Origin of the sequence: Micrococcus cohnii, assembly GCF_014205175.1 — a bacterium.
GTDB classification, from domain to species: domain Bacteria; phylum Actinomycetota; class Actinomycetes; order Actinomycetales; family Micrococcaceae; genus Micrococcus; species Micrococcus cohnii.
The window spans coordinates 300,617-327,214 of record NZ_JACHNA010000001.1; the positions used below are offsets into that span (position 1 = coordinate 300,617).

Sequence of the window (26,598 nt, forward strand, 5' to 3'; positions counted from 1 at the left end):
CCCTTGTCACCTCTGGGGGACGGCAAGTGCGCAATCGACGCCATTCTTGAGGTCGGCGAAAGCTAGCTGTTGTGGGTCATGAGGTTCTTGGCACGAGGGCCGGGCTGAGATGAGACGAGTGGGCCTCTCCCGCAGGATGGAAGTTCCTACACCACCCATCCGCGCAAAGAGACCCACTCATGACTCACGCTAATGCACCCCTGACTCCCACCGGCCGTCTCAGGATGGTCCAACGCCACCTGAACGACGGCATCCCCCAAGCGCACGTGGCAGCCGAGTTCCGCGTCAGCCGCCCCACGGTGGCCACCTGGGTGGCCCGCTACCGCGCCGAGGGCGAGGCAGGACTGCAGGACCGCTCGAGCCGGCCCCACCACTGCCCCGCCCAGCTCGACACCGCGATCCTGGTCGAAATCGAGGCCCTGCGCCGGGACCAGAAGTGGTCCGCCCGACGCATCCATCACCACCTCGTCTCCGAAGGCCACCAGCTGTGCCTGCGCACCGTGGGGAGGTGGATGCACCGGCTGGGCATCTCCCGGTTGCGAGACCTCGCGCCCACGGGTGAGGGCCTGCGCCAACGACCACGGAAGATCACCGCCCGCGGCCCGGGGCACATGGTGCACATGGACGTGAAGAAGATCGGGCGCATCCCCGAAGGGGGAGGCTGGCGTGCTCACGGCCGGGACTCCGAGAACGCGCGAGCGGCCAAACGCGGGCCTGGCCGACGGGTCGGGTACACGTACCTGCACTCGGCGATCGACGGGTACACCCGCCTGGCGTACACCGAGGCGTTGGAGGACGAGAAGGCGGTGACCACGATCGGGTTCTTCTGCCGGGCGAGGGCGTTCTTCGCCGCCCACGGCATCACCGTGGACCGGGTGGTCACGGACAACGGGAACAACTACCGGGCCGTGGACTTCACCCGGAAGGTGGTCTCGCTCGGGGGCCGGCACCACCGGATCCGCCCCTACACCCCGCGTCACAACGGGAAGGTCGAGCGGTACAACCGGCTGATGGTGGACGAGGTCCTCTACGCCCGCCCGTACTCCTCAGAGACGGCCCGGCGTGAGGCCCTGCAGGTGTGGGTGAACCACTACAACTACCATCGGCCTCATACCTCCTGCGGGAACATCCCGCCGGCCTCACTGGCCCCGGCGCGAGTCAACAACGTCAGGCCCTCCTACACCTAGACCGGCTGGGGTGGACCACCGTGGACACCCTGCGGACCCTGACGGACTTGGATGAGCGGGGAATCGGGGTCGAAGCGCTGGACCTTGACCTGGACACCACCACGGCGGCGGGCCGACTGGTGGTGCGGGTCATGGCCTCGCTGGCGGAGTGGGAGCGGGACTTGCTGATTGAGCGCACTCGTGAGGGACTGGAGGCTGCGCGCCGACAGGGCCGGGTCGGTGGGCGGCCGCGCGCGCTGGACGAGAAGGACCAGGCGGCGATCAAGGCATCACTGGAGGCCGGGCTGTCCGTGGCGGACGTGGCGCGGATGCATGGGGCGAGTACGCGGACGATCTCTCGGGTGAAGTCCGGCACCTACTGAACGGCGGCGGTGAATGTGTGTCGTCACGCGGGATGAGTGCGCGTGAGCGAAGTCATGGTGTCCGGCCCCGGAGGAGGGGCGTAGCCGAACACCAGGAGGCACACCGTGCAGCAGATTCAGCGAGGTAAGACCATCCAGGGGAACCTGGTCGAGGATCCGAAGCAGATTCAGACGCAGAACGGGCCGATGGTCGTGATGACCGTCGCGGAGCAGAATCAGCGGTTCGACCGTGAGTCCAGGCAGTACGTGGACATGGACCCCACCTACTACGACGTGGGCATCTCCCGCGAGAAGCTGGGGCAGAACGTGATGGCCTCTGTGGGCAAGGGAGACAGGGTGTCGGTGACCGGCAACTACGCGGTCGAGCCCTACGTGTCCAGGGCGGGGGAGCCGGGGCTGAACCACCGCATCTGGGCGGAGGACGTGGGCGCGTCGATGCAGTTCAACGAGGTCCAGGTGGCCCCGCGCCCGGAGCGAGGCGCGGACCGTGAGGCCGCGGCCTGGGGTGTGGAGGGGCAGGAGGCGAACGCCTCGGGGCTGTCCCCGCAGGAGCAGGCCGGTGTGGACGCGCTTCAGCAGGACCCGCAGGGTCCGGAGCTGGCCGGTCCGTCCCGGTGAATCTGAGCATCTGACCGTTTCATTCACGGCGCCGTTCGGGAGGCTTGACTTCCCGGCGGCGCTGTGGAGTTATGTAAACCACGCCGAGGAGGCGTCATGGCAGCCAAGAGGAACACCGGACCCATCTCAGGACAGCTTGATCTGTTCGAGTTCGTGGATGGGACTGCCGTCGTCAACGAAGGAGCGCGACCCGATGGTGAACAGGAACGACGTGGATCAGCTGACGTTGCGGGAGCTGGGCCGCGAGATGACCGAGGCACAGCTGCGCGGGACCTCCGTGCAGGTGGAGGCGGAACGGCAGTGGGAGGCCGATCCGACGGTGTGGCAGGAGCTACAGGAGCAGACGCCGTACGGGGACCCGTCCCCGGATCGGATGGGTCCGTACGCGGCCTCGGAGTATCTGGCGGAGTTCCCGACGGTGGCCGAGGCGATGCTGGCGACGCGGCCGTTTCAGGGAGCGACGGAGCTGTTCGGGCGGTACCTGCGGGCGATCGTGCTGACACGGCAGGCGCAGATGCACCCGAGTCGGGTGGTTCCGGTGGACAGCCAGGACTTCCGGGAGATGCCGGCGCGAGCGCAGGTGGAGCAGGGAGTGAAGCTGGAGGCGTTGGCGCAGGAGGTGTTCGACTGGATGCGTCAGCAGGGCATGGACCCGATGCCGGGGCACGAGGTGATGCCGCCTCTGATGACCGAAGCCGTGAAGGACGGGATGCTGGCCCAGGAGCGCTGACCGGCGAGCAGGCCCAGGCCGAGGAGCCTGGGCCTGCAGTCGTGCCCGGCAACTCGTGGAGGGGCGGGACGAACCGGCCATCGGGGAAGAAGGAGCGGTTCGCCGCGAACCTGGCCGCACTGGAGGTCCTTCAGGAGCTGGAAGAGCAGCGGCGGGCTGCCACCGAGGATGAGCAGCGCGTCCTGTCCGGATGGTCGGCCTGGGGTGCGTTGCCGGAGCTGTTCGATGAGACCGCGACCCGCACGATCAGCTCGTCGGACCGCCAGCGTGTGCGTGAGCTGCTGGGGCCGACCGGGTGGGCACAGGCGCGCACGACGACCCTAAACGCCCACTACACCGATCCTGCGGTGGCCCAGGCCATGTGGGACGCCCTGGAGTCCGCTGGCTTCGAGGGCGGCCCGGTGCTTGAACCTGGATGCGGGTCCGGCGAGTTCATCGGGCTGGCACCGGAGTCTGCCCAGATGGTCGGTGTCGAGCTGGACCCGACCACCGCGCGGATCGCCGCTCACCTGCACCCGGATCAGCAGATTCACTCGGCAGGATTCGAGAAGACGGCTTTCCAGGACGATGCCTTCCACGCCACGGTCGGCAACGTGCCCTTCGGTAACTTCCGCGTCCAGGACGCCACCCACAACGGGATGGGCCACTCGATCCACAATCACTTCATTCTCAAGTCCCTCCGCCTGACCGCCCCGGGCGGGTACGTGGCCGTGATGACCTCGGCGCACACGATGGATTCCAAGCGCACCACGGCCCGGCGGGAGATGGCCCGCTACGGCGACCTGGTGGGCGGGGTGCGTCTGCCTGCCGGTGCGATGGCGGCATCAGCCGGCACCGAGGTAGGCACGGACGTGCTGGTGTTCCGGCGGCGGATGCCCGGTGAGAAGCCCGACGCCGACGCGATCAGCGCGTGGGTCGAGCCGGGCCAGACCACGGTGACCGACCGGGACGGCAACCAGCACGAGCTGACCTACTCGCGGTGGTTCGGTGAGCACGAGGCGGCGGTGCTCGGGACCGTGGAGTACGACTCCGGGCCGTTCGGCCCGGTCTACACCGTCACCGGAGACAGCGGGGTAGAGCTGGGCGAGCAGGTGCGAGAGCGTCTGGTGGCCCAGTTGGCGGAGTCGGCCGAGCGGGGTCTGGGCTACGGGCCAGTCCCGGCGAAGGGTGCGGAGCTGGACCTGGAGCCGGGTCTGCGTTTCGCGCCCGAGCCGGAAGCGGCCATCGGTCATGTGCGTTTCAACGCGTCAGAACAGCGTTTCGAGCGGTATGTGGCGGGCATGCAGTGGGTCAAGACGGCACGGGTCGCCAAGAAGGACATTGCTGAGGTACGAGCCCTGCTGGACCTGCGTGACTCCGCCGCTGAGGTGGTGGCCAGTCAGTTGAGTCCCTGATAGTGGTGTAACCCTCCCCGGCCGCCAACACCGTCCCCAGCATGGACGCGGTCACCGTGGGAGCCTTCGAGTGAACCTTCCACAGCACTCTCGAAAGGGACATCACCACGATGACCGCTCCTCACATTGTCGACCCTGAACGCCTGCTACGCGAAGCGATCGGCGAAGCCTCGCCGGACTTGTTGCGCCACCTGCTGCAGACCGTGATCAACGCCCTGCTCAGCGCTGACGCAGACGCGGTCTGCGGCGCCGAGTACGGCACCGCTTCTGATACCCGCACCGCACAGCGCAACGGGTACCGCCACCGGCCCCTCGACACCCGCGCCGGCACGATCGACGTGGCCATCCCGAAACTGCGCGCCGGCACGTACTTCCCAGAGTGGCTGCTCGAGCGACGCAAGCGGGCCGAGTCCGCGTTGATCACGGTCGTCGCCGACTGCTACCTCGCTGGGGTCTCCACCCGACGCATGGACAAGCTCGTGCGCCAGCTGGGCATCGACTCGCTCTCGAAGTCCCAGGTCAGCCGGATGGCCGCCGAGCTGGACGAGCACATCGACGCGTTCCGGCACCGCCCGCTGGGGGATGCCGGCCCGTTCGTGTTCCTCGCCGCGGACGCCCTGACCATGAAGGTTCGCGAGGGTGGTCGGGTGATCAACGCGGTGGCCATGGTCGCCACCGGCGTCAACGCTGACGGGCGACGTGAGGTACTCGGGCTGCGGGTGGCCACCACGGAGTCAGGCGCGGCGTGGAACGAGTTCTTCGCTGATCTGGTCGCCCGCGGCCTTCACGGGGTGAGACTGGTGACTTCGGACTCCCACCGTGGCCTGGTCGAAGCCATCGCGGCGAACCTGCCCGGGGCCGTGTGGCAGCGGTGCCGCACGCACTATGCCGCGAACCTGATGGCGGTGACCCCGAAGGCCATGTGGCCGGCGGTGAAGGCCATGCTCCACAGCGTCTACGACCAGCCTGACGGGCCCGCGGTGCACGCCCAGTTCGACCGGCTCTTGGACTACGTGGCCGAGCGGTTGCCCGCCGTGGCTGGGCACCTCGATGCTGCTCGGGAGGACATCCTCGCGTTCATCTCGTTCCCGAAGGACGTGTGGTCCCAGATCTGGTCGAACAACCCTGCCGAGCGCCTGAATCGGGAGATCCGGCGCCGCACGGACGCGGTGGGCATCTTCCCGAACCGGGATGCCGTGGTGCGGCTCGTGGGGGCCGTGTTGGCTGAGCAGACGGATGAGTGGGCCGAGGGCCGCCGGTACCTCGGTCTCGAGCTGCTGGCCCGCTGCCGCGAGCCCCTCACGCAAGAACCGGGCACCGTGATGGGCACGGAGGTGATGCCGGCCCTGGCCTGATTCTCATGCCTCGAAGACGGTTACACCACTTCCAGGGACTTGACCGCGCCCTTTTGGGTCCACTCCTCCCTCCTCGTCGAGCCATGTCGCAGCGCGGCGGAGGATCGCGATCTCCTGCTCGAGCTGCCGGACGCGACCGCGAGCCGCGCGGAGTTCGGCAGACTCGCGACTGCTGAGTCCAGACCGGCGGCCGTGGTCGATGTCGTCCTGTCGGAGCCAGGTGTGGAGGGTGACCTCGTGGATACCGAGGGCCTGCGCGGTCTGCTTGACCTGTCGGCCTTCGCGGACCAGAGCGATGGCCCGGGCACGGAACTCTGGAGGGTACGGGCGGGGCATGGGATGAGCCTTCCATGAAGACCATCGGCTAGCGACGTCAACTGGAAACCGACCCATAGGTCAGGTCATCTGATCTGGCTTGCCCGCAGGGCGGCCTGGAAGGATGTGCACCATGCCCGCTCCCTACCCCCAGGAGTTCCGCGAAGACGTCGTGCGCGTGGCCCGGTCCCGTGAGGACGGCATCACCATCGCGCAGATCGCGAAGGACTTCGGCGTCCACGAAATGACGCTCCATAAGTGGATTCGCCAAGCCGACATCGACGACGGCAACCGCCCCGGCAAGAGCCGGGAGGAATCGGCCGAGCTGCGTGAGGCGCGTAAACAGATCCGGCTGCTCCAGCAGGAGAACGAGGTCCTCCGCCGCGCCGCCGCCTACCTCTCCCAGGCGAACCTGCCGGGAAAAGGTTCTACCCGCTCGTGAGCGAGCTCGCCGCCGACGGCATCCCCGTCGCGGTGTCCCTGCGGGTCCTCAAGCTCTCCCGTCAGCCCTACTACCGCTGGCGGAAACAGCAGGTCACCCAGGCCGAGCTGATCGAGGCATACCGCGCCAACGCGCTGCTGGACGCCCACGTCGACGACCCCGAGTACGGGTACCGGTTCCTGGTCGGCGAAGCCGCAGAGGCCGGCGAGGTGATGTGTAAGCGCACGGCATGGAGGATCTGCCGGGACAACCAGTGGTGGTCCGTGTTCGGGAAGAAGCGCGGCAAGAACGGGAATTGTCCCGGGCCACCAGTCCACGATGATCTCGTGAAGCGGGACTTCTCCGCCGATGAGGTCAACGAATTATGGCTGACCGACATCACGGAGCATTGGACCGACGAGGGCAAGCTCTACCTCTGCGCCATCAAGGACGTGTTCTCAGGCCGGATCGTCGGCTACTCGATCAGCGACCGAATGAAGGCGCGACTGGCGGTGAACGCCCTGGACAACGCCACTTCCCGCCGCGGTGACGTCGCTGGCTGCATCGTGCATTCGGACCGAGGATCGCAGGGTGGATTCAACTGGTGGACGCAACACCTCAGGTCGAGGAGGGTGTTGATGGGACGATCAGTTGAATCCACCCAATACGTCAGCCTGGCGTACTCAGACGCGCTCATCACAGCCGGGGTGAGCGCCTCGGTGGGAACCGTGGGCGACTCCTACGACAACGCCCTGGCCGAGACCGTGAACGGCCTCTACAAGGCCGAGCTCATCCACTCCAAACGGCTCTGGGAGTCGACCGAGGCTGTGGAACTGGCCACGATGGGGTGGGTGCACTGGTGGAATACCGCCCGCCTCCACGAGGCCCTCGGCTACCGCACCCCCGCCGAGGTCGAAGCTGCGTACACTCCCTCCCGAGACGTAGCGCCCGTTGCGTCCTGACCTCGGAACGAAACCCAGGGCGCTTCAGTCTGCCGTGGTGCTAATTGGCCATACTACCCCGTAGGGGTAGTGCCTACCTGCGTGACGCGGAAGCCCCCCCCCCCGGAACGAGCCCGGGAGGGGGCACTGCGTTCAGTCGTGCTTGCTGATTTCCGGTTCATGTTCGGCAATGTGCTCGGTCTCGATCTGGAAGGTCGAGTGATGGATGGGGACCTCGAAGTGCCCTGCGACGCAATCTTTGATCTCGCGGAGCGTCTGCGCGGCATGACCGTCGGTGAAACACTCGTCCTCGACGACGACGTGGGCGGTCAGGATCGGCAGGCCGGTCGCCACAGTGGAGGCGTGCAGGTCATGGACATCTTTGACATGGTCAAGTTCGAGGATGTGCGAACGCACCTTGTCGAGGTCGAGGCCCTTGGGAGTGAACTCCATAAGGACGCCAGTGGTCTCGCGCATGAGCTTGAACGCGCGAGGCACGATCAATGCGGCGATAAGCAGTCCGGCGATGGCATCGGCCTGCATGAACCCGGTCGTGGCGATGACGATCGCCGCGATGATCACTCCGAGCGACCCGAGGGCATCATTGAGAACTTCGAGGAACGCGGCACGCATGTTGAAGTTCGAGCCGCGGCTGGAGGCGAGGATGGTGATGGCGATGATGTTCGCGACCAGGCCGATGATGCCGAATATCAGCAGTTCGCTTGCGGGCACCTCCGGCGGCTCGAACAGTCGCCGGATGCCTTCGATGGCGGCGTAGGTGCCCACCGCCAGCAGCAGTGCCGACTGTCCGAGGGCTGCGATCACTTCGATACGCCGGAACCCCCAGGTGCGCTTGGAGTTGGCGGGCTTGAGCATCAGCGTCGCGGCGATCAGTGCGACCAGCAGCCCGGAGGCATCGGTAATGGCATGGGCGGTGTCGGTCAGCAGTGCGAGGCTGCCGGTGATGATCGAGCCGATGGCCTGGGCGACGACGATCGTCGCGGTGATCGAGAATGCGATCCAGAGTTTCTTGCGGAAATCTCCGGGGTGACCGGTCTCGCTGGCGGCGGGGCCGTGATTGTGTCCTGCGCCCATGTCTACTTCTGGTCCGTATCTGTCGCGTGGTGGGTATGTGGGAGTCGCAGGTGCGTGCAGAGCAGGGCCTGCGTGCCGGTGGCATCGAGGAGGCGTTCGGCAGCGGCGATGAGGGTACGCAGGAGCTCGGACTGTGCCAGCGAGTACCAGGTGGAGCGCCCTTCCGGGCGCATCGTCGCCAGGCCGCACTCGACGAGGAAGCCGACATGCTTGCTCACCGTGGACTGGGCCAGGCCCATGTGCTCGACCATGTCCCGGACCCGGTGCTCCCCGGAGGCGAGGTGCTGCACGATCGCTAACCTCGTCGGCTCCGCAAATGCCTGGAACAGGTGGGCGTACGCTACTGTCGCCACTTCGTCGAGGGCTGCCCCCTCCTCTTGAATCATCGTCATAGGGCCATCATATCGCTCTAGAGCGATATTTTCGAGTGTGATCTGTCGCTCCGACACGGAATGAAGCTCAGGGGTCCCGTCGCACCCGAGGATGGGCTACCTGGGGGATGGTCGGTCGCATAGCTGCAGTGGGAAGCTACGCCAGCTGACCATCGGCCCCGGTGGAGAGCAGGCGGGGTGGGGAGCCGATGTCGATGAGTCGGGTGAAGTAGTCCTGTGCGCAGGTGGCGAAGACCCCTACCTGCGGGTGGCTCCTCCTCTGCCCTGGCCAGGTCAGCGCCACGGTCACCGGTGTGGCATCGTCGATAGGCAGATAGACCACCTCCGGCGCGCGGTGATTGTGCGTTGTCGCCTCTGCAGTGATGTCGATGGCGTCGCCGACAGCGATGCGGGTTAACCACTCGTCCGTGTTCGCCACCGAGATCGTGCGCGGCATGTGAGCAGTCGTACTCCACAGCTCCCCGGTGGCCGTCGGAGCGGTCGCGCAGACCGCCACCGGCCCGTCAGCGAGATCGGCTAGGGTCACTGAAGCGCCCTGGGTTTCGTTCCGAGGTCAGGACGCAACGGGCGCTACGTCTCGGGAGGGAGTGTACGCAGCTTCGACCTCGGCGGGGGTGCGGTAGCCGAGGGCCTCGTGGAGGCGGGCGGTATTCCACCAGTGCACCCACCCCATCGTGGCCAGTTCCACAGCCTCGGTCGACTCCCAGAGCCGTTTGGAGTGGATGAGCTCGGCCTTGTAGAGGCCGTTCACGGTCTCGGCCAGGGCGTTGTCGTAGGAGTCGCCCACGGTTCCCACCGAGGCGCTCACCCCGGCTGTGATGAGCGCGTCTGAGTACGCCAGGCTGACGTATTGGGTGGATTCAACTGATCGTCCCATCAACACCCTCCTCGACCTGAGGTGTTGCGTCCACCAGTTGAATCCACCCAGTTCCGGTCGTGGAAGTTCGTGCACGCGCTGAACCGTCACCACCTCATCGGCTCAATGGGAAAGGTCGGCGCCGCCGGCGACAATGCGGCGATGGAGTCCTTCTTCGCGCTGCTCCAGAAGAACGTCCTGGACCGGAAGCGGTGGCGGACCCGCGACGAGCTCCGGATCGCGATCGTCACCTGGATCGAACGCAAGTATCACCGCCGCCGTCGACAGGCACGTCTGGGTCGATTGACCCCCATCGAATACGAGACCATCATGAACCCGGCCGTGAGCCTCGCGGCCTAACACCCCAACTGTCACCTAACGGTGCGGCAGTCCCGTCTGCGTACGTGTAGGGCAGCTTAGAATGAGCTCATGATTCTCTTCAAGTCACGTCGAGCGGGAGCCATCGCAGTTCTCGCATCGCTCGCTCTGCTGTCAACCGGCTGTGCCAATGAGATGCCTGAACCTATCAGCGCTGGTGACCTCACGACTGCGGATATCAAGGACTCCGGCGACAAGCTCACGCCGGATGAACTCGTAGAAAAATGGGAGAAGGGGGCTGGGGAAACATGTGCCGGTGACATCAATAAGGACGAGGACAGAGACAAGTTCGTGGAGTGTTCGGACGCAGCGATTATGTGGAGTTTCGCGGACGCGAACGACACGCTCGAGCGAGTCAGACTTGCTCACGATCAGTTCCAGGGCTTCACGACCAGCGACTGGCTGATTGGACCGAACTGGATCATCAATAATCCCTCGAATCGCGAGGCACTGTTCAAGGAGATCGGTGGGGTTCCGGTCACCGTCGGTGACTGACGCACATCCTTGATTGGCTCGATGAGGGCCAGCGCAAATGGCCCAGACCACTTCATCGTGAAGCGGACTGGGCCATTTCGTGACTTCTGAGTCAATCTCAGGTCATTCCTCTGCGACGTTCCCGACAAGTGATCTTGGTTTGCGAGATCCTGAGACTCGTGACCATGAGTTTCCTGCAAAGGTTGCGATATATGTGCGAGGCATATCCCATACTTCTCATCACGTGTGAGAGAGACACAGCCAAGTCCGTGGCAAGCGGAGAGAGCGTCAGCGACCGGAGCGCGGCAGCACCGTCCAGGGGGTGTCCCCTGGCGCAGGGGCGCGGGGGGCGGCGGCAGCCCCCCGCGAGCTGTCCCGAGCCATCAGGTGTCGGCGGGTTCGGCGGGTGGGCAAGAGAATGCCCCTCCAGCTAGGAACGGGATCAGCTGGAGGGGCGTGGCGCGGGAAGTCGGAGGGGGGATGGACTTCGACCGCGCCGGGCTCAGCATACTGTCGTCAGAATGCGCCGCTCCAGGTGTAGTCGGCCACCTTGGGTGTGTCTCCGTCAGTCATGGTGAAGTAGAACGTTCGGGCGCCCTTGCCCTTGTCTCGGCTGCCGTCTGGGGTCACCCAGTCCCAGGTGACGTTCACGGTGATGGTGTTCCCCTCGCCGCCGGGGACGATCAGTGCAGTCGGGTCGGACACCGAGTGTCGGCGGTACGCCCGCATCCATTCGGGGTCGGCGGTGCCGCGGTCGGAGACGGAGATCTGCGCGGCACGCTCGGAGGTCATCAAGTGCTTCGCGCGGGCCTCGGAAGCTGTCGGGTCGATGTCCTCGGCGGGGTCCCACGTCGTCATCACACGGGCAGCCTCGACGGCCGCTTCCTCGGCTGGAGTCTGCGGGGCGAAGCCGAAGGGGCTGGAAGCGGTCGGGCTGGGTGTGGGCGTGGCCGTAGCAGTGCTTGCCGATGGCGGCGGCGACGCCTCCACGGTGGTCTCGGCCGCATCCGGTGGGGACTGGGGTGCGTCATCAGTTCGGGGCTGGATGATGACGGTGACCAGCAGGATGATGCCTGCCAGGGCCGCCAAACCGAGTCCGCCGAGGATGAGCTGGGCGGTGCGCTTTGCGCTCATGGTGATGTCCTTTCAGCGTCCCTGGCAGGGGCCGGTCACGTTTCGGCCGGGCGGGCAGAGGTCGACGCCGTTGGCAGCAAGGATCGGCTCGGGGTCAACGGTCGTGTACCGCTCGTAACTGGTGTCGGATGCACTGGGCTTGTTGAACTGGAGATGGACGTGGGGGCGTCCGCCGGCGTTACCGGTAATGCCCTCCTGGCAGATAGGGGTGCCAGCCTCGACAATCTGACCGGTCTTGACGCGGTGGGAGCCGTAGGCGCAATGCCAGTAGCTGATCACGTAGTGGGGTTCGGCGATCTGGCGTGCGAAGACCGGGTGGTCACCGTCCCTGTCGGTCCCATTGGCCTTGGTGATCTCCATCTGGGTGGGGGCGACAGCGAAGCCGGTGCCTGTGCCGGTGGCCAGGTCGATCGCGTTGTGATTGGCGACCTCTTTCGTGCACTTCAGCGTCTTGGGACAGGGGCGCGGCCCGTAATCGGAAGTGAAGTACGCACCCGGGAAGGGATGAGTCCATTCACCGGAGACGACGACACCCTCCCCGCCTGTCTCGGGGGCGGGCGCGCAGTCTGTGGTGTAGACGGCTGAACCCGCCATGATCTTCTCGGCGTAGTTGATGCCGGAGGAGCCTGGAGGCACGCCCTGGGCTTTGTGGACCTTGTCGTAGCCCACGTTGTAGCCGATGAGAATGAGCTTCACGAGTAGTGCGTCGTCGCCGTCTGCATAGGGCTTGAACTCGTTCTTCAGAAAGGCGAGCAGACGCCCCTGGGCGGCGATGGAGTCGTGACCGTTGAAGCGGTCCCCACCGTTGCCGAACCGCGACCACGCTTCTGCCTTGAACTGGGCGAGTCCGCGGGCATCGGAGGATGAGACGGCATCTTCTTGCCACCTGGACTCGTGGAAAATCTGGGAGGCGATGATCTCCTGGCTGATGCCGGAGACCTCGGCTGCGTTGGCCACGTCCTCGCGGTACTTGTCCGGGATTTGCGCCTGCCCCGGTTCGCCGGCTGAACAGATTTCCGCGATGGATCTCTCCGTGCTGGCCGTTCGCGCGGTGCTGAATACCGGGCCGAGCAGAACGGGCAGCATGGCCACCAGCAGAATGAGCACTCCGACAGCGGCCACGGTCACGATCAGGAGCGAGCGTTTCATCCCAGCCCCTCGACCAGTGCGGCGGTGGCCTCCAGGTAGGCCCGGCGGGTGGCCTTGGACAGACGGTCCCACTCGATCTCATCGCCCTCGTCCAGGGCCGGGTCGAAGGGGACCACGACAACGGCACGCACATGCTCCTCCAGCAGCTCACGGACCTTGGCCAGACGCTCGTTGGAGGACTGGGCGGGCTGGGTGATCACCGCGATGGAGTTGGCCAGCTTTTCTGTGTGGCCGGCCTTTCGCAGTGCGTCGATGGTCACGAACGCGCGGCGGGCGGCATCCTCTTTGTTGGTGATGGCGATGACCAACTCGTCTGCCACGTCCACGGCTGCCTGCCAGGTTGGCGCGTTGGAGGCGTTGCCGGTGTCCACCACGGCCAGCCCGTAGAACTGCTTGAGGGCGGCGTGCATCTTCCGGAAGGCGTCGGCGTTGATGACTTCGCGGTCGCCTGCGTGGTCCTGGGAGGCCAGTACATGGAACCGGTTGTCGCCCTGGGGGCGGACGTAGCCGGTGAGCTTGTCGGCGTGCTCGGGGGTGTGGAAGTCGTCGATGCGTTCGAGCAGGTCCACGGCGGTGCGGTGGTGGTTGGCCTGGATGGCGCGGTCGGCCAGGTTCCCGGCGTTCTCGTTGTTGTCCCAGGCCAACACGGTCCCGCCTCGCATCCGTCCCAGGGTGGCCGAGATCAGGTAGGTGGCGGTGGTCTTGGATGCCCCGCCCTTGATGTTGACCACGACGGCGGTGCGGTGGCCGGCCAGTCCGCGCTGGACGGTGGCCGTCAGCTCGCGCTCGTGTCGCTCGTCGGCCGAAGGGGCCAGGCGCAGGCCGAGTACCTCGTTGAGTGCGCCACGCCAGCCGGTGCGGGCCGGGGCGATGCGGTGTTTCTCGGCGCGGGTGCGGGTGGCGAACGCCTCAGCGGTGGAGGCCATCGGTTCCGCCGGTGCGGACTGGTGATCCTCGGGAGAGAAGTGCAGCTCGTGGACGCCGGGCAGGTCGCAGGTCACGGTCACGGGCGTTCTGGACCGGTTGGCCGCGGCCTGGGCCAGGGCGGACACGGTCTTCGTCTGCACGGGGGAGGCGTGTCCGGTGGGGTCGGTCAGGGTGAAGGCCACGTAGGTCAGGGTGTGCGGGGTGGTCGCCGGGGCAGGTTCGGTCAGGGCGGTCAGCTGTCCGGACGTGTCCACGGTCCAGGTGTCCGGGTCGATGGTCAGGCCCTCGTAGTGGCCGGACACGGTGACCACGGGGCTGTCCTGGCGGCGGGTCTTGACGACGGTGGCCAGGGCGGTGGTGATGTCCGTGGCTGGGAGCTTGGTGCCGGTCGGGTCCGTCAGGCAGACCTGGCCGGTCAGATGCAGGGTGGTGGTCATGGGGTGTCCCTCCGTTCGTGGCCGGACAATGGGTGTCCGGGTCTGTCCGTTCTGGATTCGCCGTGTCCGGCCGTGAATGTGTGGCAGTGGCCGGGCATGTCCGTGGCCACCGGACAACGGGTGTCCGGTGGCCACGTCGTTGTCCGGTCAGTTCCGGTCAGCGCCTGTGTCGATGGCCGGGTCGTCCGTGTAGGTCGCGGTGCTGGCCTGGACCTCGACCACGGCCTGTTTCAGGGCGTCCACGTTGAAACCGGAGGTCGTCTGGGTCGGGGTCTGGATGATGGGGGTCTGAAGGTGGCCGGCTGCCTTCATCCGTGCCAGGGCGGCGTGGTCCTTGGAGAGGTCCACATAGGTGTAGGGCACGTTCTCGCGCTTTAGGTAGTACTCGGTCATGCGGCAGGGCGGACAGTTCGGCTGGCCGTAGACGGTGAGCATGGTGTTCTCCTCGGGGTCTCCATCAGAACGGATTTTCGGTCTCGATGCGGTCCTGGGACGGCTCGGATTCGGCGGTGAGGATCAGCTCAACCAGGTCATCGACGGTCAGGTCGTCGTCGGTGCAGTTATCCAGCCACCATCCGGAATGGGTGAGCGCCTTCGCGGCCTCTAGCACGTCCTGAGCCTGGGTCTGCTGGGCCTCGGTTTCGTCGGAGTCCACGATTTCGGAGAGCACCTCGTAGCGGACACGGGTCGCCCACGCGATCTGCTTCTCGGTGCCGGTCAGCTCGTCCAGGTCGTGTTCCTGAGCGAATGTCTGGGCATCGAGCAGGGTCTGCCGGTTCTTCTGCTCCAGCTCCTCCTTGCCCTTAGCTCGGAAGCACTTGCGGCACACGTAGTTCTTGCCGAGACCGAAGGCGTGGGCCCTGCGGCGTCCGGCGGGCACGTGGGCCAGGTCGAGCACATCGGTGTGACCGCAGGTGAATTCGACGGACAGCTTGGTCTTGATCGCCATGTCTGACTCCTCGTCGGTGATGGATGGTCAGACTGGGTTCGACGGTCAGCTGGCTTCCTGCGTGTCGAGGAACGGCAGTGACGCCTCGAGGCGGGGGATTTCGCTGACCTGGGTGCGGAGCCGTCCGGTGGCCACGCGCGTGTAGACCATGGTTGTGGACACGTCGGCGTGCCCGAGCAGATCGCGCAGGGCCAGCAGGTCGGCGGTGACCTCGTAGAAGGCGGTGGCGAATCGGTGCCGCAGGCTGTGCGCCGACCAGCCGGGAGTGTTCAATAGCCGGCGGATGCGTTGTGCGATCGAGGCGGGCAGGTAGTGGCCGGTGGCGTTCTTCTCGGACGGGAACAGCCAGCCTTTGGACGGGGCATGTCGCAGCACCTCGACCAGGGCAGGGTGCAGGGGAACGTAGCGGACATGCCCGCCTTTGCCGATGACACGCATGGCGTTGTTGGCGAAGTCCTCGGCGCGTATCTGTGCGATCTCGGAGACGCGGAGTCCGCCGTATGAGGCCAGGTAGAGCATCAGGACGTCCTGGACACAGGTGGCTCGGGTCAGTGCGTGTCTCAGCACGGTGTCCGGGGTCGGCTTGGGCATCCCGCGGGGGACGGAGATCTTCGGCAGCGTTTCGCACGGGTTTACGTGTGTGCGGCCGTCTTCGACTGCCCAGCGGTAGAACGCGCGAACTGCGTCGGCTGCGTTCTTTCTCGTGGCGGGATGGTTGCCGACGGTGGTGAGCCACTGGGTCAGGTCGCGGGTGGTCAGCGACCAGAGGTGGCGGTCGTGGGCGATGGCCCAGTCGCGTAACCGTGAGGCGTAGTGCACGCGGTTACGAACGGTCTGCGGGCGGCGGTAGATAGCCAGCCAGTCTTTGAATGCCTCAACGGCGTCAGCTTCGGTGCTGTGCATTGTTCCCTCCATCCCGTGCTTGGGATGGCCACACTCACACAGCTGGAGAGGGTGCGGGCACGGGATGTGGATAAGTGCGTCAGTAGCGCAGTCGTGGATTGGGGATGAAGAGCAGCAGCACCCAGACGGTGGCGGAGACGACGAAGGTCCAGCCAACGAGGTCGAAGGGTGCGCCGAACAGGAACATGACGCCGCCGGTCAGTCCCGCGAGCATGAAGGAGGCAACGCGAAGAAAGTTCAGGGTGCTTCCCACCGGGTCCAGGGCGAAGGAAACGATGCCCGACAGGACGAAGGACAGGATGAAGAAGGCGACGAGAACGATGATCCACATGGAGGACTCCTCAGATCGGTACTGGCTTGATCAGTCGTCACGGTAGGCGCCGGCCCGGACACTCAAAGAGAAGAGGGTCAGTCCCCAGCACATCGTGGACTCGATGGCGTGGTCCCAAACTGACAAGTAATCGAAGGGTTACTGGTTCGAATCCAGTCGGGGGAGCCGTACGAGGAAGCCCCGCATCGGTCATCGGTGCGGGGCTTCGTCGTGTTTGAACAAGCTCTCGGTCTGCCACGGTGGTCAGCGAGCACTTTCCCCCGGCGGTGCCTCGTGTGAGGTGGGGTTATAGGCAGAAAAGTGTGTACGGGCCGGGCGTGTCAGGGCCTGTGCCGGCCGACCGCACGCCTGCCGGTGATTGTGATCGTGGCGAGGATGATCCGGCAGCGCCAGGACGCCGCATGAACGCCGAAGTCGGGAGTCGCTGCCACGTCTGCCAACGACCCGTGGCCGTGCGCTAGTACATGCGGTTCACCGGGGCTGACGGCCGTGAGGCCGGAGAAGAGCTGTTCCGTCGGATCGAGGCGCTGATCGGCGCGACGGCACGCACGTACACGAGGGAAGGACTCGTCTGATGGGTTCGCCGTGGGCCGACGACGACGAGGCGCAGGACTGGGAGGACGTGGCAGGCGTGGAACACCTTGCGCCGTTGGGTGGACTGGTTCGTGGCCGAGTACCGGCTGGTGGACGACGCCGGGTGCGAGAAGATCGGCCGGCACAAGGGGCTGGAGGTCGAAGGGTCGAAGCGGCGGTGCGGGCCACTTCGTCCACGCCAGCTGGACCGCGACTCGTCGTCGCGGTATTCAACGGACGCGATGATCTGGGGATTGAGTGGGAGGCATCCCCTGACGGGACCAACTGGAGCGCCGGGCTGAACGTCAACCGGTGGCGTGAGGGGACCTTGGGCTTCCTCGTCGAACAACTCTCCGGCGGGCAGCGCCAACGCGTCGACCCTCATCGGTGCAGAAGCCCTCTCCTCCGGACGCAGTTCGTCCGACCGTTCCGTGCGTGGCTAGCATTCGATCATGGTTGAATCCTCATCGTTCGTGCCGCCGAAGCTTTCTGTGCAGCCCGACGTTCGTGTTCTCGGCGCCCGCGAACACAATCTGCAGGATGTCGACCTCACGGTGCCGCGCGATGCAACGGTCGTCTTCACCGGTGTGTCCGGCTCGGGAAAGTCCTCGCTGGCGTTCGGGACGCTGTACGCCGAGTCTCAGCGGCGCTATCTGGAATCGGTCGCACCGTACGCCCGCCGCCTGATCGATCAGGCGGGAGTGCCCGATGTCGACTCGATCACGGGGATGCCGCCGGCGGTCGCCCTGCAGCAGCAGCGGGGTTCCGGGAACGCCCGATCGACCGTGGGCAGCATCACCACATTGTCGAGCTTGGTGCGAATGCTGTACTCCAGGGCCGGGGACTACCCGGATGGACAGCCGATGTTGTATGCGGAGGACTTCTCCGCGAACACGGTCCAAGGGGCCTGCTCGGAATGCCACGGCATCGGTCGCGTGTACACGGTGAACGAGCAGCAGATGGTCCCTGACCCATCGCTCACCATCCGCGAACGCGCCATCGCTTCCTGGCCGACCGCGTGGCACGGCCATCAGCTGCGCGATGTGCTGGTTGCTCTCGGTTACGACGTCGATGTGCCGTGGCGGGACCTTCCGAAGAAGGACCGGGACTGGATCCTGTATACCGATGAGACCCCCTCCGTGCCGGTCCACTCCCGGCTCACGCTCTCTGAGTCCAAAGCTGCGATTGAAGCAGGCGTGGAGCCGAGCTACTCGGGCACATTCGTCGGGGCGCGCCGGTACATTCTGGACACGTTCGCGAACACGAAGAGCGCCTCGATGAAACGGCGCGTCGCGCAGTTCCTCACCGCTGCGATCTGCCCGGTCTGCGATGGCAAGCGGCTGAAGCCCGAGGCGCTGTCTGTCACGTTCGAAGGATTCGACATCGCCGAATTCTCCCGACTGCCGCTCCGGGACCTTGCCACGATCCTCGCGGGAGTCGTCGCACGCGTGGAGGACCACGAGGCCGCCTCTTCCGATGTGCCACCCACCGCAAACCGGGCACCAGAGAAGCGTGCTGCTGCGGTCCAGCTCGCTTCAGGGGTACTGCAGCGGCTGCGTCCACTGGTCGATCTGGGACTGGGCTACTTGTCATTGAGCCGGACGACGCCAACGCTGTCGGGCGGCGAGCTGCAGCGACTCCGGCTCGCGACGCAACTCAGCTCTGATCTTTTCGGGGTCGTCTACGTCCTCGACGAGCCATCGGCGGGGCTGCATCCGCAGGACGTGGCGGCGCTCCTCGAGCTTTTGGATGGGCTGAAGGGGCGAGGGAACAGCCTGTTCATCGTCGAACACTCCGTGGCTGTGATGCGGCACGCGGACTGGCTGGTCGACATCGGCCCCGGCGCCGGTGAACACGGCGGCCGTGTGCTCTACAGCGGCCCGCCCGATGGGCTCGCCGATATCACGGAGTCCGTGACACGGGGATACCTCTTCGGCGGCCGCGGTCTCCCTCTTCGTACACCCCGTGAGGCACGCAGTTGGCTGCGCCTGGAGAACGTGACGCGGAACAACCTGCACGACCTCACGGTCGATATCCCTCTGGGTGTCTTCACCGCGGTGACGGGCGTGTCCGGGTCGGGCAAGTCGAGTCTGGTCAGCCAAGCCCTTCCGTCGCTGCTTGGCGATCGCCTTGGCCGGGCTGTCCGGGACGATGACGAGCCGGTCAGTGACGAGTCACTCCTTGCGGAGGCGCCGGAACATCTCGATGGGCGCGTCGTCGGGCCCGTCACCGGTGTACAGCGGCTGGTCGTCATCGACCAGCGGCCCATCGGCCGGACCCCGCGGTCGAACGTCGCCACCTATACCGGGCTGTTTGATCACGTACGTCGTCGATTCGCAGACACCCCGGAAGCTCGTTCCCGCGGGTACAAGCCTGGCCGATTCTCCTTCAATGTCGCCGGCGGGCGCTGTCCGACCTGCGAGGGCGAGGGATCGGTGATGGTCGAGCTCCTCTTCCTGCCTTCCGTGTACACCGAATGCCCCGACTGCCACGGCACCCGATACAAGGCATCAACGCTTGAGGTCACGTGGCGGGGACGCACGATCGCTGACGTGTTGGCGATGAGCGTCGAGGAGGCTAACCGGTTCTTCGTGGGCGATGAGGAGATCACTCGATCGCTGGCAGCTTTGTCTGATGTCGGACTCGATTACCTCCGGCTGGGTCAACCGGCAACTGAGCTTTCCGGGGGTGAGGCGCAGCGTGTCAAGCTTGCAACCGAGTTGCAGCGTGCGCAGCGCGGAGACACCCTGTACGTCTTGGACGAGCCGACGTCCGGGCTCCACTGCGCCGACACGGATCGTCTGGTCGCCCACCTGCAGACGCTGGTCGATGCGGGCAACACGGTCGTCGCAGCGGAGCTGGACATGCGCGTCATCGCGGTGGCCGATCACGTGATCGATCTTGGACCCGGCGCGGGCGACGCCGGCGGGACCGTGGTTGCGGCTGGTACGCCCGCCCACGTTGCGGACAAGGGCGTCGGTGCTTCCGCGGGCTACATCGCCGCCGCACTGCAGGCAGCCACCACCGGGGACTGATGCACCGATAGGTGACAGGTGAGGGCTCAGGCCGCGAGACTCACGGCCGGGTTCATGGTGACCTCGTACTTGATGGGCGCAACCGGCCGAGACGGGCCTGCCGGCGGCCACGGTGATACTTGCGCTCGGTCCACGTGATGATCGCGATCCGGAGCTCCTCGTGGGTCTTCCACCTCGTGCGGTCCAGGACGTTCTTCTGCAGTATCGAGTAGCCCACGATCCGCATGGAGAACACATCCTGGATCGAGCCCAGGTAGAGCGTGCCCTCGTCGGTCCTGTGCTCGGTGTGTTGGTCAGCCACAGCTGATTCGGCGCGTCGGCGGTGACATCACGCCGCACTCGGTCGTCATGGACCGGCGGCCCAGGCTTCTTCCCGTTCTTGCCGCGCTTTCTTCCCGGACACCGACCACCACTAGTTGTCTCGACAGATCCGCCACACGGTCCGCTCGCGCATCACCCCGCCAGCACTCGCGGCTTCACCGGCCAGGAAGCGATACCCGCACTCCGAGTCATAGCGGTGGGCTTCCAGCAGGGCATTGGCGCGGTACGCCTCGACGACTTCACCTGGGCCACTTGCTGTTTGAGCCAGCGGTAGTAGGACGGGCGGGAGAGCTTCAAGACCCGACACGTCACCGCGACGGGAATCCCGTCGGCAGCGAGCTCGTTCACGAGAGGGTAGAGCCTTGTGACGGCAGGTTCGCCTGCAAGCGATACGCAGCCGCTCGACGCAGGACCTCGTTATCCTGCTCGAGCATGACGGACTCGTTTTCTCAGTTCTCTGTGGCCTCGGTTCTCGAGAGGCCGGGCTTGGCACCGTTGTCAATGTCGGCGTGGCGCATCCACTTTGACAAGGTCATCTCGTGGATACCGAAGTCCTTGGCGATCTGGGCCAGGGTCACGCCGTCTTCACGAGTGCGGGCACAGCAACATCCTTCCAGTCTGCCCTGTGGGCAGGCTAGATCAGATGTCACCTATCGGTGCAGCAGCCCCGACCTTAGCTCGCCCCGTCCGAGTGAGGGGCAGGTGCGCTACGTCCGCGCGAAGATCGTTGACACCGAGGGCGGGCAGGTTGCGGTGTCGAACCCGGTCGGCATGGCAGCGAAGGCCGTCGAGGGCACGGACGCGACGCTGTCAGTCGAGTCGTCCGCGGCCGACGAGATGGCGTTCAGCGTGAGCGTGCGGACGGGGCGCGATGACGTGTTCGTGGAGTGGGAGCAGTCCTCGGACGCTCACCCTTGGACTGCGCTCAAAGACGACGAGGACGGGGATGAGGAGACGGCCTAACGTCTCGTGGTCGTGTGGTCCTCTGGGTAGGTGAACTGCCTGGAGGACCACATTCATGTCTACGAGGGGCCGCCGTTCCTGACGTCGTACGAGGTCGAGTCGGAGACCTACGGTGAGGAGCTGGTCGTGCGTGGTGAGGGGCCGGACTTCGGGCCGGTCGATGCCGCGGTTTGCCGCTGGTCGCCCACGCATGTGCTGCTCAAGTGCACGCCGGACCCGGTGGGCGCGCCGGTGTTGGCGTGGGTGCCGGCGGGCTGGGTCGAGCGCGTGCCTGAGGAGGAGTCCAGCTACCGCGATCCCTACCGTCACTTCCACTTCACGCGCTGGATGGGCGTGCCAGAAACGAGACGCGGGCGCGTTGCGGCACATAAGGTTATGGCAAGGGTTTAGGCATGGGTAGCGGGCCGACATCCGGGGTGTTAGGCGGGACTTCCGCCGGACGCCAAAAACGACCGTTTATGCCGATTCAGTGACCCTGAGCCTCTTGGACGGCGCAGGTGAGACGTTCTGCCTGATCCATGTCGTCCACGACGACGTTGTAAAGCCGTCCGTCGTGGGTCTCGATGACGAGGCGGGCCTTGCCTCCGGTGTTGAGCCGGACCCCGTGAGGAGATGAAGCCCGTCCGGTGACGAACCAGTTGACGAGCCCGTGGTTCATGCCGTCGTCGTGGTTGTAGGTGAGCGAAGCGATGTCGGAGACGGCGATGGCTCGCTTGTAGAACGGGGCGCGCAGTCGCAGCTCAGGCCTTGGCCCTTCCGTGACCTCGACAATGATTCGAGCGCCCATGCTCGCCAGACGGTTTCCGTAAGATGTGATTCTCATGCATCAAGGATGCCTGACGACTCACAGCAAGCGGTCGGAGTCTGCGGCGATGACGATCTGACGTGCAGGAGGGAATGACACAGCCCGAGAGGCGCAGGAATGAGTGCCGCAACCGCGCAGGGTGTCCAGAGTTCTGGCGCGATCCAGGACAGCCGCAAACGACCATTCTAGTCGTTCCGGTGACACTCAGGAAGGGTGTCCGCATCGAGCGCGCCGCTGGGGCGGTTGGCGACATCCTGCTGCGCGAGGCGGCGCAGGATCGCGAGCACGGGATCCAGCAGGACGGTCCCCAGCACAACCTGGCGCATCGCGGCGACGGGGTCGTCGGGGACGGAGGCCAGGTCCTCGACCGCCACGGCCTGCACTGCCCGGGCGTAGCGGCCCAGGCGGGCATGGTCCAGGTCCAGGCCCGCTGCCGCGCAGGCGTCCAGGGCGGCGTCCATCTGGGCGAGCAGGGGATCGCTCGGGTCGACGCGCCAGGCCTGCTCGAGCCGCAGGGCCTGCGCACGTGACGTGTGCGGGGCGGGTTCTGGCTCCACCACGTCCTGCCTCTCGACCGACGGCGCGGTCAGGGGTGGGAGGGCCTCCTGGGCTGCCGCCATCGCCCCCAGGCGGGTGAGCTCCGGGTTCTCCAGGGCGCGCAGCAGGCGGCCGACGGCGCCGACCTCCAGTCCCCCGATCTCCCGCAGCGCCCGGACGAGGTGCACCCGTTGCACATGGGTCGCGTCGTACTCGGCCCGCGTGCGGGAGGTCGCCTCTCCGGGATGGAGCAGCCCTTCGCGCAGGTAGAACTTCAGCGTGGGCACGGGCACCCCGGTGGCCTCGGACAGAGCGGAGATCCTCACGGACGAACCCTAACCCTGGACACGGCGTGCCCTCATGCTGGATAGTCGTACTATCCAATAACGACAGGGTGCGCCCCGGCCCCCGCCACCGCACATCGCCAGCCAGGCGCGCCTGAATGCAGGAGGCACCATGACCATGCCCGTCACCCATGCCCTGGACACCTCGCAGGGCCTCGTCGTCTTCCACGTCGGTATGACGATCCGCAAGCCCCACCGCCCTGACCTGTGGGCGCCGGTGGCGGCCGCCATGCCGCGCATGCTCGCCGAGTTGCACCGTGCCAAGGACGCCGCCGCCGCGGGGCGGGGGTCGGATGTGGGCTTCCTGGGGGCCAGTACGCTGCTGGGTGCGCGGGGGCCCTGGGTGGTTCAGTACTGGCGCAGTGTGGAGCACCTCTACGCCTACGCCCACGATGCGGATCAGGAGCATCTGCCGGCCTGGCGGGCCTTCAACCGGGCCTCCCGGCGGCACCCGGACGCGGTCGGCATCTGGCATGAGACCTACGCCGTGCGTCCGGGTGGAGTGGAGACGGTCTACGTGGGGGGTGCCCGGGTGGGGCTCGGCGCCGCTGCGGGGACCGTCCCCGTCGAGCGGCGGGGCCGCACCGCCAGGGAACGGCTGGACGGGGGCGGCCGACTCGCCCCGGCCTCATGATCCAAGAGCCCTTCTGTCGCAGAGCGTTCCAGGAGAGAGCGCGACGAGGGCGGCCCCGTCAACGTGTCCGCCCCCGTTTCAACCGGCGGCTCGGTGCCCCCGGGAGCCCGCGGGTGGTGGCGAAGCTTCGGCCTGCCAGAAATGTCCGTTATTGCGTGAGACTTCCTGCCGTTGCTTTAGTCAGGTGAGGCTGGGGGAAGCGAGAGGTGCGGCCGCGTGGTGTCGAGCACCTGGTACCGGTAGGGGTCAGTACCTTTAGCGGCCGCTCGTATTACTGATCGGCACATCGATGCGGTCGCGGGCGACCACCACACCCTCCTTTAGTACGAAGCACTCGACGACATGGGCCCCTCGGAAGCGCGTCCGTTCTTTACGGACGTTGGGCTCGCTTGAGTCGATGATCTGCCCGCGGATGTTGTTTCGGCGCTCAGCCTCAGGGCCGCGGTTCAGTACCTTCCACTTCACCACGTAGGGGAGGGGGACCGTGCAACGCGTGACCTCGAACCGCAGGTCTTTGTTCGCCATGAGCGGGGCACGGGAGTGCAGCATCTCTCGCAGAGAAAACCGACGAAATCCGTTCTGTGTGACCTGGCAGTCGATCTCTACTGAGTGAGTGATGTCCACCGGGTGCTGGTCTTCGATGAACTGCTCGGTGTTATCGAACGAACGCGCGGACTCGCTAGTCTCGAGCGGGACAGAGGTGCCGAAGACCTCACGCCACTTCTTGTTGGCCGACACCTTTCCCTCATCTACGATCGCCTCGAGGCAGCGGTTGTACGCCGTCGCAGCCTTCGGCTGGAATCGGGCATTCACCTTCACACGCTGATTGCTGCCAAGCGCGAGGTAGTACTCCTTGTCCGGCTCGTCCTTGAGGAACGCGAAGAAGTCCCGGGCCATCAGGGCGAAGGAACCGGTGCCTGCCGAGTCGTAGTTGCGGGTTTGTGAGAAGAATCGGTGCACGAGGGTGTCAATGAGCAGCCCACCCATGTTGACCCCGTTGTGGTTCTTCCAAGCCCGGGCCAGGCGGGCAAGGTGCCGCATGTTCGTTGAGGTCAGGTCGTTGCACTCCTTGGTCGCCGCGATCTCCTCGCGCGGCTTGGTGACCTTCCAGGCCATAGCCTTCGTGTCCGGGTAGTCGAAGCTCCCGTCGGCGTTCGCGAACGCCGGCTGGACCTCGAACTTGAAGGCGTTGGAGATGAACTGAACTCGTACGACGCACTGGTCGACCCGGACGGAAGTGGTTGGGTACCGTGCCGTTAGGGCGTCGCGGACGCGTTCGAGCATCCGCCGGGGCCCCGTTTCCGCGTCGTAGTTCGGCCGGATCTTGGGCGGAAGGATGAAGATCATGTCAAGGTCGGACACGCCCTTGATGGCTGTGTGACGTCCGAAGGAGCCGACCATGAGCTGGTAGTCGGTGCAGCCATCCTTGCTGCGGAAGTCCCTGTTGAGTGCCTTGGTGATCTCGTCTCGACGGGAGGCCACGGCGCTGGCCGCATCGCCGACCTTAAGGTTCTGAAGCAGCGTGCCGAAAATCTCTGATGTCTTCTCGCTCATCCCTGGCTCTCGTTGAGCCGAAGAGCTTCTGGGAGGAGGTGGTCGATCTCGCGGGACGTGAACGTCAGCTCCTCCTTGTTCTTAAGTGCGTCCTTCGCGCGGGTGTAGGCCTTCGAGGTGGTCCTCGGCGCGTCGGAGTATGCAGTATGAGCCTTCTCCTGGAGTTCGGTGCGCCGTTCTCGGGCTTCGGCATGGCTCACGGTGCCCGACATCAGGTCCGCGATCAGGGAGATGTACGACTCGCGGACGTCCCATAGCTCTGAGGCCGCCCTGCGATGGTCGTCCGCCTCTTCCGCGAACTTGAATGTCTTAACACCGAGGGTGATCCAAGTGACCGCCAGAGCGATGAAGGAGGTGGTCAGACTCGTCACGACAGAGTTACCGAAGAGGCCGAGCACGGTGACCAGGAAAGTAGTGGAGCTAGCAGCGGTGAGCGTAATGAGAGCGCCCTGCAGCCACCGATGTCTGACGAAGCAGATGTCGGCTTGCTTCTCATGGGTCTTATGGCTGTAGGCCACGCGCCCGAAGGACTCACGCACCTCCGCGAGCAGAATCGGGTCCCGATCGATCGATGCTACTTCGCCGTTGGTCATGCCACTCCGCTCATCGATGTTCCAACCTGGGCTCACGTGAAAGACCTGTCGGCTTCTAGGTGCCCGGCGGGGTGTACTTAGGTCAATGGTAGGCGGTTAGCCGGACTTAGACACCGACCGGCGTCAGGAGAAGAGTCGGCGTGGGGGACTACTCGAGTGATACCCCAGGCCGCCTGGTATGGGTAGGGGGACGGAGCTGTACACACAAGCATCGGGTCAGCGTCAGTCCGGGTATACATGCTGTTACGTCTTCGAGGGGAAGCGCCAGCGGTCTATAGGCAGATCGGCGAAGCCTTCGATGTCCTCTTCGCTCACGCAGAGCACGACTCCACGCGCCTCCAGAATCGAGAACTACCGGCGCGAAGGTGAGATCGACTGTCTCGTGCCGATCCTCGTGCATCACAAACGACCGTTAGAGACAAGGGGTAATGGATGGCAGGCAGTGAAGGCTCGAGGCATCGGTTCTGGGTTATCTATTGGGCAGTATGGGGCGGATGGTTCTTGATGATGCTGGTCAATTGCTTCCGCCTGTGGCAGGCAGGCGTCGACGTATTTTACTGCGTCACGCTTGCACTAGTTGCGTTCGCCGGTCTTGTGGCGGTGTTGGTCTGGGATAAGTGCGGTGGCTGTGGCGAGCTGGAGCGAGTGGTGGTTCTGAGGAAGGTCGTGCAGTCGTTCGCTGGCGCGGGTGCCGCGGTGTTGGCGTTCGCAGGCAACAGCGTGGTTGCCCTGATCGCAAACGAGGATGTGAGCCAGAAGGACGTAGACATGTTGGGGGTAGTCGGCGGCACTGCCGTGTTCGTGTTCCTGTTCAGTGCGTTGGCGTCTCTGGTGCTTGGCCCAGCGGAGCGGACGCTAGCTCGCGAGCTGGAGGCGAACGGGGGACACTGA

The 26,598-nt window shown here is 65.7% G+C and carries 27 protein-coding genes and 4 pseudogenes; 14 read left to right on the forward strand and 17 right to left on the reverse strand.

All coding sequences use genetic code 11. The annotated features are described in order from the left end of the window. Positions 1-179 precede the first annotated feature (179 nt). The 6 genes from HDA30_RS01360 to HDA30_RS01385 all read left to right on the forward strand — a co-directional run bounded on the left by HDA30_RS01360 (position 180) and on the right by HDA30_RS01385 (position 5,646). The gene (locus tag HDA30_RS01360; RefSeq protein ID WP_184240873.1) at positions 180-1,187 is read left to right on the forward strand and encodes an IS481 family transposase; all 1,008 of its coding nucleotides are present in this window, start codon (positions 180-182) and stop codon (positions 1,185-1,187) included. Positions 1,188-1,207: 20 nt separating this feature from the next. Continuing rightward, entirely contained in the window at positions 1,208-1,549 is a 342-nt protein-coding gene (locus tag HDA30_RS01365; protein WP_184240874.1) for a recombinase family protein, read from the forward strand. A 105-nt stretch (positions 1,550-1,654) separates the two neighbouring features. Further along, positions 1,655-2,167 (forward strand): single-stranded DNA-binding protein, encoded by a 513-nt coding sequence (locus tag HDA30_RS01370; protein WP_184240875.1) that lies wholly within the window; start codon positions 1,655-1,657, stop codon positions 2,165-2,167. Positions 2,168-2,360: 193 nt separating this feature from the next. Next, a complete protein-coding gene (locus HDA30_RS01375) occupies positions 2,361-2,897 on the forward strand; it encodes a hypothetical protein (RefSeq protein WP_184240876.1) in 537 nt (178 codons plus the stop codon). Positions 2,898-2,938: 41 nt separating this feature from the next. Then, entirely contained in the window at positions 2,939-4,291 is a 1,353-nt protein-coding gene (locus tag HDA30_RS01380; RefSeq protein WP_184240877.1) for a class I SAM-dependent methyltransferase, read from the forward strand. A gap of 110 nt (positions 4,292-4,401) precedes the next feature. Beyond that, positions 4,402-5,646: an IS256 family transposase gene (locus tag HDA30_RS01385; protein WP_031943898.1), complete on the forward strand. Its 1,245-nt coding sequence runs from the start codon at positions 4,402-4,404 to the stop codon at positions 5,644-5,646. Between the two features lie 51 nt (positions 5,647-5,697). On the opposite strand, the pseudogene HDA30_RS01390 reads toward HDA30_RS01385, so the two are convergent. Next, positions 5,698-5,982: pseudogene (locus HDA30_RS01390) on the reverse strand (transposase); the annotation flags it as partial. Positions 5,983-6,094: 112 nt separating this feature from the next. On the opposite strand from HDA30_RS01390, the gene HDA30_RS10720 reads away from it, so the two are divergent. Beyond that, positions 6,095-7,344 (forward strand): IS3 family transposase gene (locus HDA30_RS10720; protein ID WP_425488379.1). Its coding sequence is split into 2 segments (ribosomal slippage): positions 6,095-6,379 and positions 6,382-7,344, totalling 1,248 coding nucleotides; the frame shifts between segments, so codons are not numbered across the junction. Between the two features lie 132 nt (positions 7,345-7,476). Here HDA30_RS10720 and HDA30_RS01405 read toward each other — a convergent pair. From HDA30_RS01405 to HDA30_RS01420, 4 genes and pseudogenes are all read right to left on the reverse strand, one after another. Further along, on the reverse strand, positions 7,477-8,418 hold the full coding sequence (locus tag HDA30_RS01405; RefSeq protein WP_184240879.1) for a cation diffusion facilitator family transporter: 942 nt from the start codon (positions 8,416-8,418) through the stop codon (positions 7,477-7,479). 2 nt (positions 8,419-8,420) lie between these two features. Further along, complete coding sequence (locus HDA30_RS01410; RefSeq protein ID WP_184240880.1) at positions 8,421-8,810, reverse strand: ArsR/SmtB family transcription factor; 390 nt, start codon at positions 8,808-8,810, stop codon at positions 8,421-8,423. Between the two features lie 136 nt (positions 8,811-8,946). Beyond that, a complete protein-coding gene (locus tag HDA30_RS01415; protein WP_184240881.1) occupies positions 8,947-9,246 on the reverse strand; it encodes a hypothetical protein in 300 nt (99 codons plus the stop codon). Positions 9,247-9,363: 117 nt separating this feature from the next. After that, positions 9,364-9,699, reverse strand: a pseudogene (locus HDA30_RS01420) (integrase core domain-containing protein); the annotation flags it as partial. 33 nt (positions 9,700-9,732) lie between these two features. Here HDA30_RS01420 and HDA30_RS01425 point away from each other — a divergent pair. Beyond that, positions 9,733-10,026 (forward strand): annotated as a pseudogene (locus tag HDA30_RS01425) (integrase core domain-containing protein); the annotation flags it as partial. 69 nt (positions 10,027-10,095) lie between these two features. Continuing rightward, the gene (locus HDA30_RS01430) at positions 10,096-10,539 is read left to right on the forward strand and encodes a hypothetical protein (protein WP_184240882.1); all 444 of its coding nucleotides are present in this window, start codon (positions 10,096-10,098) and stop codon (positions 10,537-10,539) included. Positions 10,540-11,034: 495 nt separating this feature from the next. Here the strand turns inward: HDA30_RS01430 and HDA30_RS01435 are convergent, their stop codons facing one another. The 7 genes from HDA30_RS01435 to HDA30_RS01465 all read right to left on the reverse strand — a co-directional run bounded on the left by HDA30_RS01435 (position 11,035) and on the right by HDA30_RS01465 (position 16,348). Beyond that, complete coding sequence (locus tag HDA30_RS01435; RefSeq protein ID WP_184240883.1) at positions 11,035-11,652, reverse strand: hypothetical protein; 618 nt, start codon at positions 11,650-11,652, stop codon at positions 11,035-11,037. Positions 11,653-11,664: 12 nt separating this feature from the next. Continuing rightward, positions 11,665-12,801 carry a transglycosylase SLT domain-containing protein gene (locus HDA30_RS01440; protein ID WP_184240884.1) on the reverse strand — a complete coding sequence of 379 codons (1,137 nt, stop codon included), beginning with the start codon at positions 12,799-12,801 and terminating at the stop codon, positions 11,665-11,667. Continuing rightward, complete coding sequence (locus HDA30_RS01445) at positions 12,798-14,165, reverse strand: MinD/ParA family ATP-binding protein (protein ID WP_184240885.1); 1,368 nt, start codon at positions 14,163-14,165, stop codon at positions 12,798-12,800. The genes HDA30_RS01440 and HDA30_RS01445 overlap by 4 nt, the downstream gene beginning before the upstream one ends. A 147-nt stretch (positions 14,166-14,312) precedes the next feature. Beyond that, positions 14,313-14,600, reverse strand: a complete 288-nt coding sequence (locus tag HDA30_RS01450) for a glutaredoxin family protein (RefSeq protein WP_184240886.1) — start codon at positions 14,598-14,600, stop codon at positions 14,313-14,315. A gap of 22 nt (positions 14,601-14,622) precedes the next feature. After that, a complete protein-coding gene (locus HDA30_RS01455) occupies positions 14,623-15,114 on the reverse strand; it encodes a hypothetical protein (RefSeq protein ID WP_184240887.1) in 492 nt (163 codons plus the stop codon). 45 nt (positions 15,115-15,159) lie between these two features. Beyond that, entirely contained in the window at positions 15,160-16,017 is an 858-nt protein-coding gene (locus HDA30_RS01460; protein WP_184240888.1) for a tyrosine-type recombinase/integrase, read from the reverse strand. Between the two features lie 79 nt (positions 16,018-16,096). After that, a complete protein-coding gene (locus HDA30_RS01465; RefSeq protein ID WP_184240889.1) occupies positions 16,097-16,348 on the reverse strand; it encodes a hypothetical protein in 252 nt (83 codons plus the stop codon). Between the two features lie 1,025 nt (positions 16,349-17,373). Here HDA30_RS01465 and HDA30_RS01470 point away from each other — a divergent pair. After that, positions 17,374-19,956 carry an excinuclease ABC subunit UvrA gene (locus HDA30_RS01470; protein WP_184240890.1) on the forward strand — a complete coding sequence of 861 codons (2,583 nt, stop codon included), beginning with the start codon at positions 17,374-17,376 and terminating at the stop codon, positions 19,954-19,956. A gap of 26 nt (positions 19,957-19,982) precedes the next feature. On the opposite strand, the pseudogene HDA30_RS01475 reads toward HDA30_RS01470, so the two are convergent. Beyond that, a pseudogene (locus tag HDA30_RS01475) lies at positions 19,983-20,894 on the reverse strand (transposase family protein). Between the two features lie 85 nt (positions 20,895-20,979). On the opposite strand from HDA30_RS01475, the gene HDA30_RS01480 reads away from it, so the two are divergent. Together HDA30_RS01480 and HDA30_RS01485 are read left to right on the forward strand one after the other, a co-directional pair. Further along, a complete protein-coding gene (locus HDA30_RS01480; RefSeq protein WP_184240891.1) occupies positions 20,980-21,240 on the forward strand; it encodes a hypothetical protein in 261 nt (86 codons plus the stop codon). Between the two features lie 30 nt (positions 21,241-21,270). After that, the gene (locus HDA30_RS01485; protein ID WP_184240892.1) at positions 21,271-21,630 is read left to right on the forward strand and encodes a hypothetical protein; all 360 of its coding nucleotides are present in this window, start codon (positions 21,271-21,273) and stop codon (positions 21,628-21,630) included. Between the two features lie 76 nt (positions 21,631-21,706). Here the strand turns inward: HDA30_RS01485 and HDA30_RS01490 are convergent, their stop codons facing one another. Both HDA30_RS01490 and HDA30_RS01495 read right to left on the reverse strand, forming a co-directional pair. Further along, on the reverse strand, positions 21,707-22,063 hold the full coding sequence (locus tag HDA30_RS01490; protein WP_221419031.1) for a hypothetical protein: 357 nt from the start codon (positions 22,061-22,063) through the stop codon (positions 21,707-21,709). Between the two features lie 167 nt (positions 22,064-22,230). Continuing rightward, on the reverse strand, positions 22,231-22,908 hold the full coding sequence (locus tag HDA30_RS01495; protein ID WP_184240893.1) for a MerR family transcriptional regulator: 678 nt from the start codon (positions 22,906-22,908) through the stop codon (positions 22,231-22,233). 130 nt (positions 22,909-23,038) lie between these two features. On the opposite strand from HDA30_RS01495, the gene HDA30_RS01500 reads away from it, so the two are divergent. Continuing rightward, positions 23,039-23,560 carry a DUF4188 domain-containing protein gene (locus HDA30_RS01500; protein ID WP_246418675.1) on the forward strand — a complete coding sequence of 174 codons (522 nt, stop codon included), beginning with the start codon at positions 23,039-23,041 and terminating at the stop codon, positions 23,558-23,560. A gap of 255 nt (positions 23,561-23,815) precedes the next feature. Here the strand turns inward: HDA30_RS01500 and HDA30_RS01505 are convergent, their stop codons facing one another. Then, the gene (locus tag HDA30_RS01505) at positions 23,816-25,114 is read right to left on the reverse strand and encodes a nucleotide-binding domain-containing protein (RefSeq protein ID WP_184240894.1); all 1,299 of its coding nucleotides are present in this window, start codon (positions 25,112-25,114) and stop codon (positions 23,816-23,818) included. Further along, positions 25,111-25,707: an SLATT domain-containing protein gene (locus HDA30_RS01510; protein WP_184240895.1), complete on the reverse strand. Its 597-nt coding sequence runs from the start codon at positions 25,705-25,707 to the stop codon at positions 25,111-25,113. Before HDA30_RS01510 ends, HDA30_RS01505 begins: the two co-directional genes overlap by 4 nt. A 504-nt stretch (positions 25,708-26,211) precedes the next feature. Here HDA30_RS01510 and HDA30_RS01515 point away from each other — a divergent pair. Continuing rightward, positions 26,212-26,598: a hypothetical protein gene (locus HDA30_RS01515; protein WP_184240896.1), complete on the forward strand. Its 387-nt coding sequence runs from the start codon at positions 26,212-26,214 to the stop codon at positions 26,596-26,598.